Origin of the sequence: Gracilibacillus halotolerans, assembly GCF_014206945.1 — a bacterium.
Lineage (GTDB): Bacteria > Bacillota > Bacilli > Bacillales > Amphibacillaceae > Gracilibacillus > Gracilibacillus halotolerans.
Window position 1 is genome coordinate 416,077 of the sequence record NZ_JACHON010000001.1, and the last position, 14,560, is coordinate 430,636.

At 36.0% G+C, this 14,560-nt stretch carries 17 protein-coding genes; all 17 read right to left on the reverse strand.

What is annotated here, in order from left to right; genetic code table 11:
• Window positions 1–21: 21 nt before the first annotated feature.
• Window positions 22–702 carry a zinc metallopeptidase gene (locus tag GGQ92_RS02020; RefSeq protein ID WP_184244043.1) on the reverse strand — a complete coding sequence of 227 codons (681 nt, stop codon included), beginning with the start codon at window positions 700–702 and terminating at the stop codon, window positions 22–24.
• A gap of 75 nt (window positions 703–777) precedes the next feature.
• Window positions 778–1,497 (reverse strand): sporulation protein YpjB, encoded by a 720-nt coding sequence (locus GGQ92_RS02025; protein WP_184244045.1) that lies wholly within the window; start codon window positions 1,495–1,497, stop codon window positions 778–780.
• A gap of 63 nt (window positions 1,498–1,560) precedes the next feature.
• On the reverse strand, window positions 1,561–2,154 hold the full coding sequence (gene lhaT, locus GGQ92_RS02030) for a lipoprotein heptaprenylglyceryl N-acetyltransferase LhaT (RefSeq protein WP_246383889.1): 594 nt from the start codon (window positions 2,152–2,154) through the stop codon (window positions 1,561–1,563).
• A gap of 107 nt (window positions 2,155–2,261) precedes the next feature.
• Window positions 2,262–3,053, reverse strand: a complete 792-nt coding sequence (locus GGQ92_RS02035; protein WP_184244047.1) for a c-type cytochrome — start codon at window positions 3,051–3,053, stop codon at window positions 2,262–2,264.
• A gap of 21 nt (window positions 3,054–3,074) precedes the next feature.
• Window positions 3,075–3,749 (reverse strand): menaquinol-cytochrome c reductase cytochrome b subunit, encoded by a 675-nt coding sequence (gene qcrB / locus GGQ92_RS02040; protein WP_184244049.1) that lies wholly within the window; start codon window positions 3,747–3,749, stop codon window positions 3,075–3,077.
• A gap of 2 nt (window positions 3,750–3,751) precedes the next feature.
• Complete coding sequence (locus GGQ92_RS02045; protein WP_184244051.1) at window positions 3,752–4,261, reverse strand: QcrA and Rieske domain-containing protein; 510 nt, start codon at window positions 4,259–4,261, stop codon at window positions 3,752–3,754.
• A gap of 148 nt (window positions 4,262–4,409) precedes the next feature.
• Entirely contained in the window at window positions 4,410–4,868 is a 459-nt protein-coding gene (locus GGQ92_RS02050; RefSeq protein WP_184244053.1) for a DUF2487 family protein, read from the reverse strand.
• An 86-nt stretch (window positions 4,869–4,954) separates the two neighbouring features.
• Complete coding sequence (locus GGQ92_RS02055; RefSeq protein ID WP_184244055.1) at window positions 4,955–5,521, reverse strand: ReoY family proteolytic degradation factor; 567 nt, start codon at window positions 5,519–5,521, stop codon at window positions 4,955–4,957.
• A gap of 90 nt (window positions 5,522–5,611) precedes the next feature.
• Complete coding sequence (locus GGQ92_RS02060) at window positions 5,612–6,883, reverse strand: tetratricopeptide repeat protein (protein ID WP_184244057.1); 1,272 nt, start codon at window positions 6,881–6,883, stop codon at window positions 5,612–5,614.
• Window positions 6,884–7,064: 181 nt separating this feature from the next.
• On the reverse strand, window positions 7,065–8,360 hold the full coding sequence (aroA, locus tag GGQ92_RS02065; RefSeq protein WP_184244059.1) for a 3-phosphoshikimate 1-carboxyvinyltransferase: 1,296 nt from the start codon (window positions 8,358–8,360) through the stop codon (window positions 7,065–7,067).
• A 10-nt stretch (window positions 8,361–8,370) separates the two neighbouring features.
• Window positions 8,371–9,471: a prephenate dehydrogenase gene (locus GGQ92_RS02070; protein WP_184244061.1), complete on the reverse strand. Its 1,101-nt coding sequence runs from the start codon at window positions 9,469–9,471 to the stop codon at window positions 8,371–8,373.
• A 37-nt stretch (window positions 9,472–9,508) separates the two neighbouring features.
• Window positions 9,509–10,612: a histidinol-phosphate transaminase gene (hisC, locus tag GGQ92_RS02075; protein ID WP_184244063.1), complete on the reverse strand. Its 1,104-nt coding sequence runs from the start codon at window positions 10,610–10,612 to the stop codon at window positions 9,509–9,511.
• A gap of 24 nt (window positions 10,613–10,636) precedes the next feature.
• Window positions 10,637–11,005 (reverse strand): chorismate mutase, encoded by a 369-nt coding sequence (gene aroH, locus GGQ92_RS02080; RefSeq protein ID WP_184244065.1) that lies wholly within the window; start codon window positions 11,003–11,005, stop codon window positions 10,637–10,639.
• 2 nt (window positions 11,006–11,007) lie between these two features.
• The gene (gene aroB / locus GGQ92_RS02085) at window positions 11,008–12,078 is read right to left on the reverse strand and encodes a 3-dehydroquinate synthase (protein ID WP_184244067.1); all 1,071 of its coding nucleotides are present in this window, start codon (window positions 12,076–12,078) and stop codon (window positions 11,008–11,010) included.
• Window positions 12,078–13,244, reverse strand: a complete 1,167-nt coding sequence (aroC, locus tag GGQ92_RS02090; protein WP_184244069.1) for a chorismate synthase — start codon at window positions 13,242–13,244, stop codon at window positions 12,078–12,080. Before aroC ends, aroB begins: the two co-directional genes overlap by 1 nt.
• A 58-nt stretch (window positions 13,245–13,302) precedes the next feature.
• The gene (locus tag GGQ92_RS02095; RefSeq protein ID WP_184244071.1) at window positions 13,303–14,073 is read right to left on the reverse strand and encodes a CheR family methyltransferase; all 771 of its coding nucleotides are present in this window, start codon (window positions 14,071–14,073) and stop codon (window positions 13,303–13,305) included.
• A gap of 29 nt (window positions 14,074–14,102) precedes the next feature.
• Entirely contained in the window at window positions 14,103–14,549 is a 447-nt protein-coding gene (ndk, locus tag GGQ92_RS02100; protein ID WP_184244073.1) for a nucleoside-diphosphate kinase, read from the reverse strand.
• Window positions 14,550–14,560: the final 11 nt, after the last annotated feature.

Below are 14,560 nucleotides of genomic sequence, written 5' to 3' on the forward strand. Positions count from 1 at the left end.
TATTAATTATTAGTCTTTTCCTTAATCATCATTGGACAGGAATATAAGAACGAATCTTAATAGTTCTGCAACTGCTACTACTGCCGCAGCTACATATGTTAATGCCGCAGCATTAAGTACTTTTTTCGTTGAGCGCTCTTCGTTATTACGAATAATACCAGAAGAAACAAGTTGACCCATTGCTCGATTCGATGCATCAAATTCAACAGGCAGTGTGACTAACTGGAATAATACCGCAAACGCCATGAAGATAATACCTACTAATACAAGATTCATCGCGTCTAAGAATATTCCGGCTAAAATGAAAATAAACGACATTCTATCTCCAAAAGAAGCTACTGGAACTAATGCGTGTCGGAAACGGAGAAATGCATAAGACTCTGCATCTTGAATCGCATGCCCTACCTCATGTGCAGCAATCGCTGCCGCAGCTTGTGAATGACCATGGTAGTTATCACTCGAAAGACGTACTACCTTTTTTCTTGGGTCATAGTGATCGGATAATGTTCCTCGAACTTCTTCTATACCTACATCATATAATCCATTGTCATCTAAAATTTTTCTAGCAACTTGTGCACCTGTCATCATGCTACTATTACCTATTTTCGAATGCTTACGATAGGTGCTCTTTACTTTTCCTTGTGCTAATAAAGGAACAATCATTAATATGGCAATGTAGATTATATACGTTGTTAGTGACATTCTATACCCCCAAAATAATCTGATTATCTATGGTCAATTTTAGTCAACAATAAACTAGTTGTCAATAAATTAGTGTTAATTATCCTTTACTTCTGCTTTATATTTTACCCATCCTACATAACTTAAACTAAGGAATAAACAACCAACAACAATAAATAAAAGCCATTCCAAATAAAATTGAAATTGTTCGCTACGTATTTCGTGTATATCAAAGGAAGAGACCTCTTGATATACTGCTTGAAGCTGTTGGTGATCCATTGGTTTATCAGCAGTTAATACTTCCTGATTCCATGCGTTAATTTCTTCCTGAGAATAATGAATCGCCAAGATAGGTGACAGCACTTCTACTTGAATTGCAATATCTTCCATCACTTTCTCGTCCGACGGCGACCCTTCCATTATTCTAGATAAATTATGCTCTAGATTCTCCTTCCAAACATGCCATAACGAAGCTTCATCATTAATAGCTGCATCATAGAGAACGATAAATTGTAGAGTCGCTGTTATTTTATTCTGATGAGAGGCTTCTTCTGAAGCAAGTATCTCTTTATTTTTATCTAAGTATTCTTGAACCGTTTGCTTCATTGTTGGCCTTTCTCTTGTAACATTACTGATAATGATATCTTCTTTAGAGAGGAGATAGTCTTCAGCAAGATGGTATCTACCTTCATTTACAAATTGTTCATACTTGTACAAATCAAAACTCTCCGCACTCCATGTTACGGATGGAATAGTGAAACAAATTACTGCTATTAGAGTAAGAAATAGTACAATTCTATAAAATATTCGGTGCATCTATATCCCTTCTTCCACATATCTCTTTTTCACCATGATATGAAGAAAGGAAACAAGTTATGACTATGTACGTGTTGTTAAACTACTGTATTGTTTGGATCGATGAATAACGACGTAATAGGCAATAAGGATACAAATAATACTTAGCCAAAAAGTAAAATACCCTATATGATGTGAATAGGTAGATAAGCTGCCATAGGTAGGCATCATACCATATAAATAATCAATGACATCATTATGTAAGGTCCATATACTCGCAACGACTAAATGCCACATTTTAAACGTGTATAATCCTGCAAATAATAAAGCTTGCACGGCCATTAAGCCATGAGATGCAATTAGCATATAGCCAGTCCAATCTAAACCGCCATCCTGTATTAGAGTCAGAATATTCATTACAACTGCCCAAACACCATATTTCATCAGCGTTATCATTGCAAGCGCCTCAATAAGTGGAGCTCTTTTCCCTTGTAAAATAAAGAATAGAACGATAGTAAAAAATAAAGATGCGGTAGGACTATCAGGTACAAATAGTACAAAATACCACGGTGTTTCCGCTAACTGAAAACGATACCAATAGTAACCATATATCGTTCCGAAGAAATTAATGACAAATAGAGCGGATAATGATAGCGGGTGATAAAGTATCTTTCTCAAGCATGTTCCTCCTCTCATTTTCACTTGAAACGCATGTTATTTAGATTTTAACCCGTAAAAAGATAGAGAAAGCCCCCGCCTTATCCAAAAAGCGAGGGCAATCATGTTTATTCTTCAGCTGCTTGTTCGTTAACAGAAACGATAAAGTCTGCTAGTTGCTGAAGCTCTTCATCTGATCCTTGGAATTGATCAGCTGGCATTGTTCCAATACCATTCACAGCAATATCCATAATTTCTTCTGCTGTAAAGTCAATTCCTATTAAAGTAGGAGCAGCTCCAGTCCCTTCTAATTCACCACCATGACAAGCCATACAGCTATTCTCATATGGTGCATACCCAGGATCTGTAGTGTCTATTTCAACTGCTGGTTTATCATCTGGCCATACAGCTTTATTATTTTCTGCCTTTTCTTCCCAATTTACCGCGCTAGCAGCCTCATATGTTAACCAAAAAACAGAAATAAAAGCTAATAGCATTAACGAAGTAGCAATCGGTCTTTTATGTGGACGACGTTCTTTTCCTCTATCAAGGAAAGGTGCTAAGAATAAAGCTCCAAATGCCAGTCCAGGAATAATTAAAGCACCTAATACAAAATACGAACCACTTGCAAATTTATATTTCAATAATTGGAACAAGAATAAAAAGTACCAATCCGGTAATGGTGTATATGCAGTATCAGTAGGATCAGCTAGTTTCTCTAACGGTGCAGGATGTGCAATTGTTAGACATAAAAATCCTACTAAGAATACAGCACCAACTAACCATTCTTTTAACAAGAAGTTAGGCCAAAACGCTTCTGTTCTTCCCGGATATTCAGAGTAATCTTTTGGTGTGAATTTTTGTTGATCGGCGTTAATACGAGAATCGCCGACAAACTTCATTCCTTTTCCTCTTTTCACTGATCTCCCTCCTTGTTAATTTTATAGTGGACCAGAAATACCTTGTTTTCTAATCAATATAAAGTGAATAGCCATTAACACAAACAATGCTGCAGGAAGGAAGAAAACATGAATTGCAAAAAATCGCGTCAACGTTTGAGCACCTACAATGGAAGGATCTCCACTTAATAGTGTCTTAGCAAATTCACCGATAAACGGAACACCTTCTGCAATCTGAAGTGTAACTACAGAAGCGAAATAGGCTTTATTATCCCACGGTAATAAATACCCTGTAAGGCCTAGCGCAAGCATAACGAAAAATAGCAAGACACCGACCATCCAGTTTAATTCACGAGGCTTTTTATACGCACCTTGGAAAAAGACTCGTAATGTATGTAAGAATAACATGACAATTACAACACTAGCTCCCCAGTGGTGCATCCCTCTTACAATTTGTCCATGAGCAACTTCTGTTTGTAAGTAATACACAGAACGCCATGCATTTTCAATATCCGGTACATAGTACATTGTTAGAAACATACCAGACAATACTTGAATTACTGTTACGAAGAAGGTAAGTCCTCCAAAACAGTAAACGAATGCGGAGAAATGGTGTGCTGGATTGACGTGTTCTGGAACTTCGTGGTCCGCAATATCACGCCACATTGGTGTAATATCAAAACGTTCATCAACCCAATCATAAATTTTTTGAAGCAATGTTAAGCCTCCCCTCTCGGTTTAGGATTTCCTAAGTATAATGTGCCATCTTTAACCTCTAATTCAAACTCATCAAGTGGCGCATCTGGTGGCGTGTTAGGCACATTTGTACCATCTTTATAATATCTACCATCATGACACGGGCAGAAGAATTGGTCCGGGTAATCTGAATTACCTGCCCAGTTAACTGCACAACCTAAATGCTTACAAACAGGAGATAATGCAACAATTTCATCATTATCATCTAGATAAACCCAAGCACTTTTGGTTACGTCAGATGTATACCAAGCATCCACCTGCTCAATTGTCCAGTCAAATCTCTGTGGCTCATTACTTAATTCAGATACATCTACTACTGGACTCATCTCACTACCACTTGTTGCCTTCAATACCGGGTCAATCGCAAACCGTACCATAGGCGCAAGAATTCCGGCAGCCATAAAACCACCTACACCTGTTAACGTATAGTTTAAAAATTGGCGACGGGATACCTCGTTTTTCTTCTCAGACATCCTTTACCCCCCTCTACACTTATTCCGACTACTATGGAAATATTATTTCTCTTATATTACTAGGACATTACTATGATAGCGCAAACTATTGATAGGGTCAACAAAATGTAATTTTTAAAGACGAATTTCGCATAATAAAATACATATTTTACCAATAGGAACGAATAAGTTCACTCAATTCATTTGTTTGTTCCTTAACAAATAGTCTCGCATCGTCAGATTGAAAATTACTCATCGAAAAAGATGGTGTCCAAATAAAATGCGAGTCAAATTGTTTTTCGTACTTTTTCCACAAAATATCATGACTTATAATAAAGCGATGTTCAAATTGTTCTGCTAGCATCTCTTCCGTCCAACTATTAAGACGAGCTATTTCTTGTTCTCTGTCTACCGCGTGTTGATATATGTATATAGGACAAACAAAAATCCTACCTGCATAGTTTCTTTCCAATTCCTGAGTGATAATCTCTATCGATTTCTTTTGTATAGCTAATTTTTCAGCTTCTGCTTGATTCTTAAAGCTAATTGAAGTAATTGGAAGAATAACGGTATCAATATATTCTTTTGCCTTAAAAAAACCTTGTAAGTCATCTGGATGCCACTGCATGTCTTCCCTCCTTGTCCATTTTAAATGTAACATAAAAAATAACGAAATTCACCTCTTTTCGTTGTGAACTTCGTTATAATTTATGGCTACGATTGAGGGTAGCTTTGAAATTCTTTCTCTAGCTTACGGAGAGCATTACTATATTCCATAAAATCCTCAAAGTTCTTTGAATCTAACGCACGATTAATTAAATCTGTTAATTTCTCTTTTTGATAATAATAAAGAGAATGATCAAGTAAGTCTTTTACGATTTTTTTATCTTGTTTCGTTAAAAAGTAATCGTCTGGGATAAATGGATTATCCTCGAGCACCTTCATATAATGTATATTTCGATTGGCATCACGAAAATTGACTTGAATATATATCGGTTCATCTTTATGCATTCTAATATCATGAAACGATTTGTCTGCATCTGTTGTTACAATATGTTTCTTATAAAATCTGAATGGGACCTCTGATGAACAATGAGTAGAGATGATGATGGCCCGAGGACAAAAACGAGCTTCCAAGACAAAATGTACCTGTGATAATAGACGTTCATCATTCAGTAAATAATTTAAAATCCATACACTTTCTCGCTTTTTAAGTTGATAATTTCCTAAAAACCACTGAATGAATTCTTTCTTATCCTTCGTTTGAACAGACGTCTCCATTTTCACCCCTCCATTTATATTACGCTTTTCAATGTAACGTTCGAGATGGAGTTCTTTTAAGTGCGTATCTGACACACTCTTTATTCCAAGCTAATCGGAAATAACTTCGTCATCCTCTATAATACGTTGCAACAACTCTGCAACGGAGAAATCGGCAGGTTCTAACTTGATATAGGAACGTAAGATGGACGTAGCCTCTTCTTTCCTCCCTTCCTCTAAAAGAAAATAACCGTATTCCTTAAGAAACTCGGAATCATGCTTCAATTTATTATATGCATTCTGATAGTGATTTAATGCCTGGTCAAAAACTTCTTCCTCCGCTAATGTTTTAGCAAGTTCCCACTCAAAGATTCCATTTAATACATCTATATCCGTTTGGTGCGTTAATAAATCAATTAGTGCGTCTGTATCTCCTTGGTTTTTATATGTTTCTACTAGGAAAAGTATTGCGTCCTCATACTCATTATCAAGGGAAAGTGATTGATTAGCATACTTAATGGATTTATCGAAATGATTAAGCTTCAGAGCTAATTTTGCTGCCTCTAAATATAGCTCCTTATTTAACGTATCCACTTGCATTCCTTCTTCTAGTGTTTGAAATGCAAGATCTTCTTGCCCTGTTTGTTCATAAGCATCAGCTAAATACTGATAGAGAGAAGTGTACTCAAATGCTTCTTCCTTTACTTGTTCCCAAATTTGAACAGCTAATTCATAACGTTCCAATTTATATGCAATAAAGCCATACCGAAATAATGTATCTGGATTATCAGAATCTAATCTTTCATAAAAGAGCAAAGCATTTTCAAAATCACCAATTAATCCATACGATTCGGCTAGTTTTGATAGTATATTTTTGTCTTCTCTAAAATCAGGGTCGTGGCTAAGTTTTTGAAAATAAATAGATGCTCTTTGATAATCACCTAAAGCAAATGTTAATTCACCTAAAGCCAAGTCAATTAGTGGTTCGTTAGGATCGATATTTTTCGCTTCTAACATTTTTGATAACGCAACTTCATTTAGTCCTTGCGCTTGATATACATCTGCTAATTGTAACAGTGCTTGTAAATAATAAGGATCTGTTTCTCTAATTTCATTTAACAATAATATCGCTTCGTCATCTTTTTGTTCATCCGTATAAATCTCTGCTAACATTAATTTAGCTACCGACAAGGATGGTTGTTTATCAATTATTTTAGTTAATAGTTTTTCCGCTCGATCAATTAAACCAAGTTCAATATAAATTTGCGCAATATCCAATCGTTCTTCGTCATTCGCATTCTTTGCTTCAGAAGCTAATATTTCAAGAGCTTCCTCTGTTTTACCGTGTTGGATTAATGCAATAGCGTTATCTATAGTATTCATAAATAACCATCCTTTCTGCTTTAGCGTCGTATTCTATTATTCCATCATATCTAAATTAAAATCTCCAGGCAAGTGAACAAATTGTATTGTTTTGTCGTAATAGCCAGCTAAAATAAAAACCGAATGATAAACGAATACAAAGAATCGATATCATCCGGGATACTATTTATTACTTATATAATTAAGAATGGAACAGTTTTTCTAAATCCGTAAAAAATTGCGGATAAGAAATATTGATACATGATGGGTTTTCCAATTCAACCCGATCTTCTGTCAATAATGAAGCAATAGCTATCATCATTCCAATTCGATGATCACCATAAGAATGAACATTCGCTCCTTTAATGGAAGCACCACCCTCAACAACCATTCCGTCATCCGTAGGTACAATGTTCACTCCAAGTGTTTTTAAAGTTGTCACTACTGCTTCAATTCGATCGGTTTCTTTAAATTTTAATTCTTCTGCATCTTTAATAATTGTTGTACCTTTTGCCTGTGAGGCAACTAATGCGATAATAGGTATTTCATCAATAATTCTTGGGATAATTTCGCCTTCTATTGTAGTGCCTTTTGCTTGTGAATACTTGACAGACACATCACCAATTGGTTCACCGCCAACCGTTCTCGTAACAGTAGCTTCAATATCGATACTCATCATTTTTAATACGTCAATGATTCCCGACCTAGTAGGATTCAAACCAACATCTTTAATCGTTATATGACTACCAGGGATAATAGCAGCTCCTGCAAGGAAAAATGCAGCAGAGGAAATATCCCCAGGGACTTCGATATTACACGCCTGTAATGGCTGGTTGCCAGTTATACGGACAGTAGTGCCCTCTGACTCAATCTCCGCACCAAATGCCTTTAACATATTTTCAGTATGGTCTCTCGTCTTACTCTCTTCTACTACAGTTGTTGTTCCATCTGTCATGAGTCCAGCTAGCAAGACACCAGATTTAACTTGAGCGCTTTTCATTGGCGTTTGGTAATCAATTGGTTTCAAATTTCCGCCTCTTAAAGAAATCGGTAATAGTCTTCCTGAATCTCTACCATCAATTTTAGCACCCATTTGCTTTAAAGGTATCGTAATACGGTCCATAGGTCTATTAGACAAAGAATCGTCTCCGAATAACGTAAAATGAAACGGTAAACCAGCTAATATTCCCATTAGAAGTCTTGCAGTTGTCCCTGAATTACCTAAATTAATAGGAATCACTGGTTCTTTTAGTCCAGCTACACCAGTAGACTTAACAATGACTGTCTGCTCATCTCTCGTTATATTGACGCCCATTGCCTTAAAAGCATCGATCGTTCTAATACAATCCTCACCAGCTAAGAAATTCGTTATCTTCGTTTCACCACTAGCCAAGGAACCAAACATGACAGCACGATGCGAAATTGATTTATCACCTGGTACAGCAATTGAACCTTGTAAAGATTGTTTCCCATAATCGAGTTGTTTGGTTTCAACCATGTTTCCACCTCTATTCTTGTATAACTGTATCGTACTTATTTTTTCTTAAAATGGCATGACTAAGTTGACGGTCGTTATCGTTTTGAAAGCTTAATCTCAATACACCTGTGATTCCTTCTCGAATCTCTAGTATTTCAATATTACTAATGCTAATCTCATGTTCTGCTAGAAGTTCAATCACTCGAAGAAGTGCACCTGGCTGATCAAAAATATCTACATAGATATCGTATGTTGTGTAAAGAGCGCCCCTTTTAGCACTATCCAACCCATCCCGATAGTTTTTTGCTAACTGGAGATATTCTTGCATTTCATCCTCAGAACCTTCATCAATTAGTTGCTTTAAATGGTTCATTTCCTCAATCCAGTCCGTAAGAAGTCGACTCATTTTTTGTTTATTTTGAAAAAATATGTCTTTCCATAAGGAAGGATTACTTGAGGCAATTCTTGTAATATCTCGAAATCCACCTGCCGCTAATTTAGGTATGTATGGGTGTTTTTGTTGCCAATTTTTTGCCTGCTGTACTAGGGAAGAAGCAATTAAATGAGGAAAATGTGAAATAACACCAGTCATTTCATCATGTTCTTCAGGTTCCAAAATTAAAAATTTACATTTCGTTGGAGTTAATAATGCCTTTAATTTTGCGATGTGTTCCTCCATATTTTCGTTTGAAGGTGATAACACATAAATTGCATTTTCGAACAGATGTTGTTTGGCTGCCTGTATTCCCTTTTTATGTGAACCTGCCATTGGATGACCACCAATAAAGGAAATCCTTTCATTAGTAAGGTTCTTGGCAGCATCCATTACTGGCCCTTTTACAGAACTTACGTCCGTAACAAGAATATCTTTATTTAAAGCAATAGTATCTAACTCCTTAATAAGGCCTACCGTAACGGAAACAGGAGCAGCAAGAATACAAATATCTGCTTGTTTGACAGCCTCTGCGAAATTATCATACGTTTCATCTGTAATTCCATTCATTTTACAGTATTCTAATGTACTTTTATTTGCATCATAGCCGATAATTCGCATATTATCATGTTCTTTCATATTTAAAGCTAGCGAGCCACCAATTAATCCAAGGCCCGCTATTAACACTGTTTCCTTCACGAGAATTCTCCTTTATAACGAACAAACTTTACTTAACTTAAGAAGTAGTTTGGACAGCACTTAAATATTCTTTAATAAGCTGACTTAATTCTGTCATTTGTTCTTTTGTACCAATTGTTATTCGTACACCATTTGGGTGACCAAGTGCCTCACCCGAGCGAACGATATATCCTTTTGAAAGTAAATGTTCAAATAATTGATCTCCGGATGTAGGTAGTTTTACAAATAAGAAGTTAGCTTCCGATTCATAACATTCTAAACCGAGACTTTCCATTTCTCTTTTGAAATAGGATTTATTTTCAATATTTTGTTCATAGCTATACTTAATAAAATCTTGATCTTCTAACGCGTGAATTGCCGACATTTGTGAGATAGATGTTGTATTAAAAGGACCTCTTGTGATGTTTAATAATGTTGCTATTTCTTTAGAAGCAATACCATAACCAACACGTAAGTTTGCTAAACCATATGCTTTCGAGAACGTTCGTAAAACAATCACATTCGAATACTTTTCTAAGAGATCAATGGTGTTTGGATTAGTAGCTTTATTTATATATTCATAATATGCTTCATCTAATACAACTAAAATATCTTTTGGACATTCATTTAAGAAATCTTCCATTTCATTACGTTGAATTAGATTACCTGTAGGGTTATTCGGAGAGCATAACCAAATAACTCTCGTATTTTCATCCACTTCAGCAAGCATACCAGCTAAATCATGGTCACCGTTATTCTTTAGAGGCACTTCTTTTACGTCTGCTCCTTCAATTTTTGCACAATGTCTATATTGAGGAAACGTCGGCCAAGCAGTAATCGTATTCGTTCCTTCCTCTAGGTAACTACGGCTAATGATTTCAACGATTTCATCTGACCCACAACCAAAAACCAACTGGTCTGCGGAGACATTTAAATGTGTCGACAATTTATTTCTAAGTAATGTAGCGTTACCGTCAGGGTAAATCTCCAAATGATCTAACATTGATGGGATCGCTTCTTTTACCTTTTTTGAGTAACCGAAAGGATTTTCATTCGATGCTAATTTAACAATCTTTGTTAACCCGTATTCCTTTTTTACATCTTCAATTTGCTTTCCTGGTGTATATGGTGACATAGCATTAAACACTTTTTTTGCTTGCAAATGAAAAACATCCTTTCTTATAATTTATGAATCTTTTAATAAATCAGGTCTCAATTGAACCGCATCATTTAAATAAACGTGTTGAACGTCCTTTTGATTTAAGTTGGTATTTACAGTCATCATCACTCGTATACATTGTGGTAAACTTCCAGGAACCTCAATTTCTGGCATACACATGACTGGAACATACTTCCAACCATCAATTAAGCGCAATGCTTTAGCAGGAAATGTCGCATCTAAATCTTTTGTAACGGATATAAGTACAGAGGCAATCTCTTCTGGTTTTATCTCGTTTTTTACTGCCATTTCCTCAATCATTCGTTTCGTTTCTTGAATAATCTCATTCGCATCGTTTTCACGGACAGTCGTAGCCCCACGAATTCCTCTCATCATAGTCATCCAACCTTTTCCGCAAATTTTTTTAACTGTGTTAGCAATACGTTGTCGTCGATTGTATAAACGGATGGTTTACCGATATCTTGGAGGAGAACCATTTGAATGTTGGCATTTTCCGCTTTTTTGTCCATTTTCATTCTCTTAATTAGTCGACTCATTTCAAATCCCTTTACATGTACAGGGTATTTGTTACGCTTCATCCACTCGTATAATGAGTCAAATGGCATCGGTTTATGATAAATGGTTTCACTAAGCTGAAGTGCAAATAGCATACCAATAGCTACTGCTTCCCCATGGGTCATATTGCCATATCCAGCCTCCGCCTCAATTGCATGACCTAAAGTATGGCCAAAATTCAGAAACTTTCGAATATTTGATTCCTTCTCGTCCCTTTGTACGATGTCAGCCTTAACCTTTATCCCTTTAACAAGTTGATCTTTTAGGGTCTGATCGGACAACGTATTGGTTAAGTCCGTATTTAAACATTCTTCAAAGAAAGAATGACTACTAATCAATCCGTGTTTCATAATCTCTGCATAACCGGAACGTATTTCTCGTTGAGGTAACGTACGTAATGTATTTATATCATAAATTACTGCGGTCGGTGGATAAAAACTACCAATCATATTCTTTCCTTTTTCATGATTAATAGCTACTTTGCCTCCAACACTACTGTCATGAGCTAGAATTGTTGTAGGTACTTGAATAAAATCTATACCTCTCATATAAGTAGAGGCTACAAAGCCTGCTAAATCACCTATCATTCCACCACCTAATGCAATGATTAGTGCCTTACGATCAAGTTCTTGATTCAAAGCATTTGTAAGTAATTTATAATAGTTATTAATATTTTTCGATGCCTCTCCAGCTGGAACAATCGAATGTGCAATCTTTCGATTACCTAGACCATTTTTGATTCTTTCTCCATACTGTTCATAAACGGTTTCGTCTGAAATCACTAGAATGTTCGAATAGTCTTTAGGTAAGAAGTTAGAAATTTGTTCGATAAGACCATTTCCCACCACAACATCATATTGATTCGTACTTGTTCGTATCGATACCGTCTCCATTAGAATTGTTTAATCTCCTCACGGTATTGATCTAGAGCTTCTTTTAATTTAGGAAATTGGTCATTTGGGAATTGTTCCAAAATAGCTTTAGCAATTTCAATAGCTACTACATGTTCCATAACAACTGCTGCTGCAGGCACTGCACAAGAATCGGAACGCTCAATACTAGCATTAAATGTCTCTTTTGTTTCAATATCTACACTTTGTAGTGGTTTGTATAGGGTAGGAATAGGTTTCATTACACCTTTAACAACAATTGGCATTCCTGTAGACATTCCGCCTTCGAATCCACCTAGTCGATTTGTTCGTCGATAGTAACCTTGTTCTTCAGACCATAGAATTTCATCATGGACTTCACTACCATTTTTTCTTGCTGCTTCAAAACCAATACCGAATTCTACACCTTTAAATGCGTTAATACTTTGGACTGCTCCAGCAATTCGGCCATCTAGCTTTCTGTCATAATGTACATAGGAACCAATTCCAGCAGGTAAGCCTTCAACATATACTTCACATACTCCACCGATGGAATCTCCGTCTTTCTTTGCTTTATCAATAGCGTCCATCATTTGTTGCCCAGCATTATCATCTAAAGAACGAACCGGAGATTCTTCTGAAATTTCAATTTTTTGATCTATCGTTAAATCCGGTCTTTCTTCTGCTTTAATTCCTGCAATTTCTTTAACATATCCAACTATTTTAATATCTAAATGTTTTAATAGCGTTTTTGCAACTGCTCCAGCTGCTACACGTGCTGTAGTTTCTCGTGCAGATGATCTTTCTAAAATATTTCTCATATCTCGGTGTCCATATTTAATAGCACCATTTAAGTCCGCATGACCTGGTCGTGGTCTAGTTACAACTCGACGGATCTTTTGGTCGTCTTCAATCGGATCTTCTCCCATAACATCCGTCCAATGTTTATAATCATCGTTTTTTACAACTAATGCAATCGGAGAACCTAACGTGTAACCATGTCTTACGCCACCTGCAATGTCCACTAAGTCCTTTTCAATTTGCATTCTCTTCCCTCGACCATGACCTTTTTGACGTCTTAGTAATGATTCATTAATATCGTCTTGAGTTATCGGCATTCTTGCCGGGATTCCTTCAACTATTGTTGTTTGTTGCTTACCATGAGATTCTCCCGCTGTTAAATAACGCATGTGTATCCCCCTTATTTATTTTTTACATAATATCATAGCACAATATATATATCTGTTGTTACATTTTTTGATAAAAGAATGTATCATGTACTTTTAAATTGAAATTCTCTGGATTAAATATTTGTTCTGTACTTCCGACAAAAAATATACCATCCTCTGATAAAGCGTTACTAAACTTATTGTAAAGTTCCTCTTTCGCTTCATCAGTAAAGTAAATCAGCACATTTCTACAAACGATAAGATCCATATTTTGTGGAAAGGTATCCGCCAATAAGTTATGTTTCTTAAAAGTTATTGGTTGTTTAATATCGTCACTAATTTTATATGTATCTGCTACTTGATTGAAATACTTCTTCTTTATGTTAGGAGACACTTCCTGTAATGCACGTTCTTTGTATAATCCTTGTTTCGCATGCGAAAGAACATTATCATCGATGTCTGTAGCTATAATGGAGATATTCTGTTTATCCCAAAACTGTTGAGCTAAGATGGAAAGAGTATAAGGTTCTTCACCTGTAGAACAAGCAGCACTCCATATTTTAATTTTATCTTTCTTTTTCTTTAACGCTGGGAATATAGAATCTTCTAATACTTTCCACCGATTTGGATTACGATAAAATTCAGAGACATTAATCGTTATTTTATCTAGAAACTCTTCCATTAAACTTCTATCTTCCATGATAGCGTCAAAATATTTTTGAAAACTATCAAATCCCCTTCTATTGCGTAAAGAGGTTAATCTCCTCTTCATTTGCGCTTCCTTATAAAGGGAGAGATCTAAACCTATGCTTTTGTTTACTTGCCGTATAAAAGACTGATACTCCTGCATTATTTCCTACTCCTGTCAGTTATTCATCATTATCGTAACCAAGAATCGATTTCCTTTTGATAAGAAAGTATTTCTTCCTCTTTAAAAAACAATCCAATTTCTCGATCAGCGCTTTCTTTAGAATCAGATCCGTGAATAATGTTCCGGTGGGTTACAATTCCATAATCCCCTCTAATAGTACCGGGGGCTGCTTCTAGAGGGTTGGTCTTACCAATTAATTGGCGCGAATTTTCAATGATATTTTCACCCTCCCATACCATTGCAAATACAGGTCCGGATGTAATAAATTCTACTAGTCCCTTAAAAAAAGGTTTTCCAATATGTTCTTTATAATGCTCTTCAGCTAATGTTTCGTTAACCTGCATGAGTTTTGCTGCAACAAGCTTGAAACCCTTTTGTTCAAATTTCCCAATAATTGTACCGATTAAATTCCGTTGTACAGCATCTGGTTTTATCATTAAAAAAGTTTGTTCCATCCTCATCACCT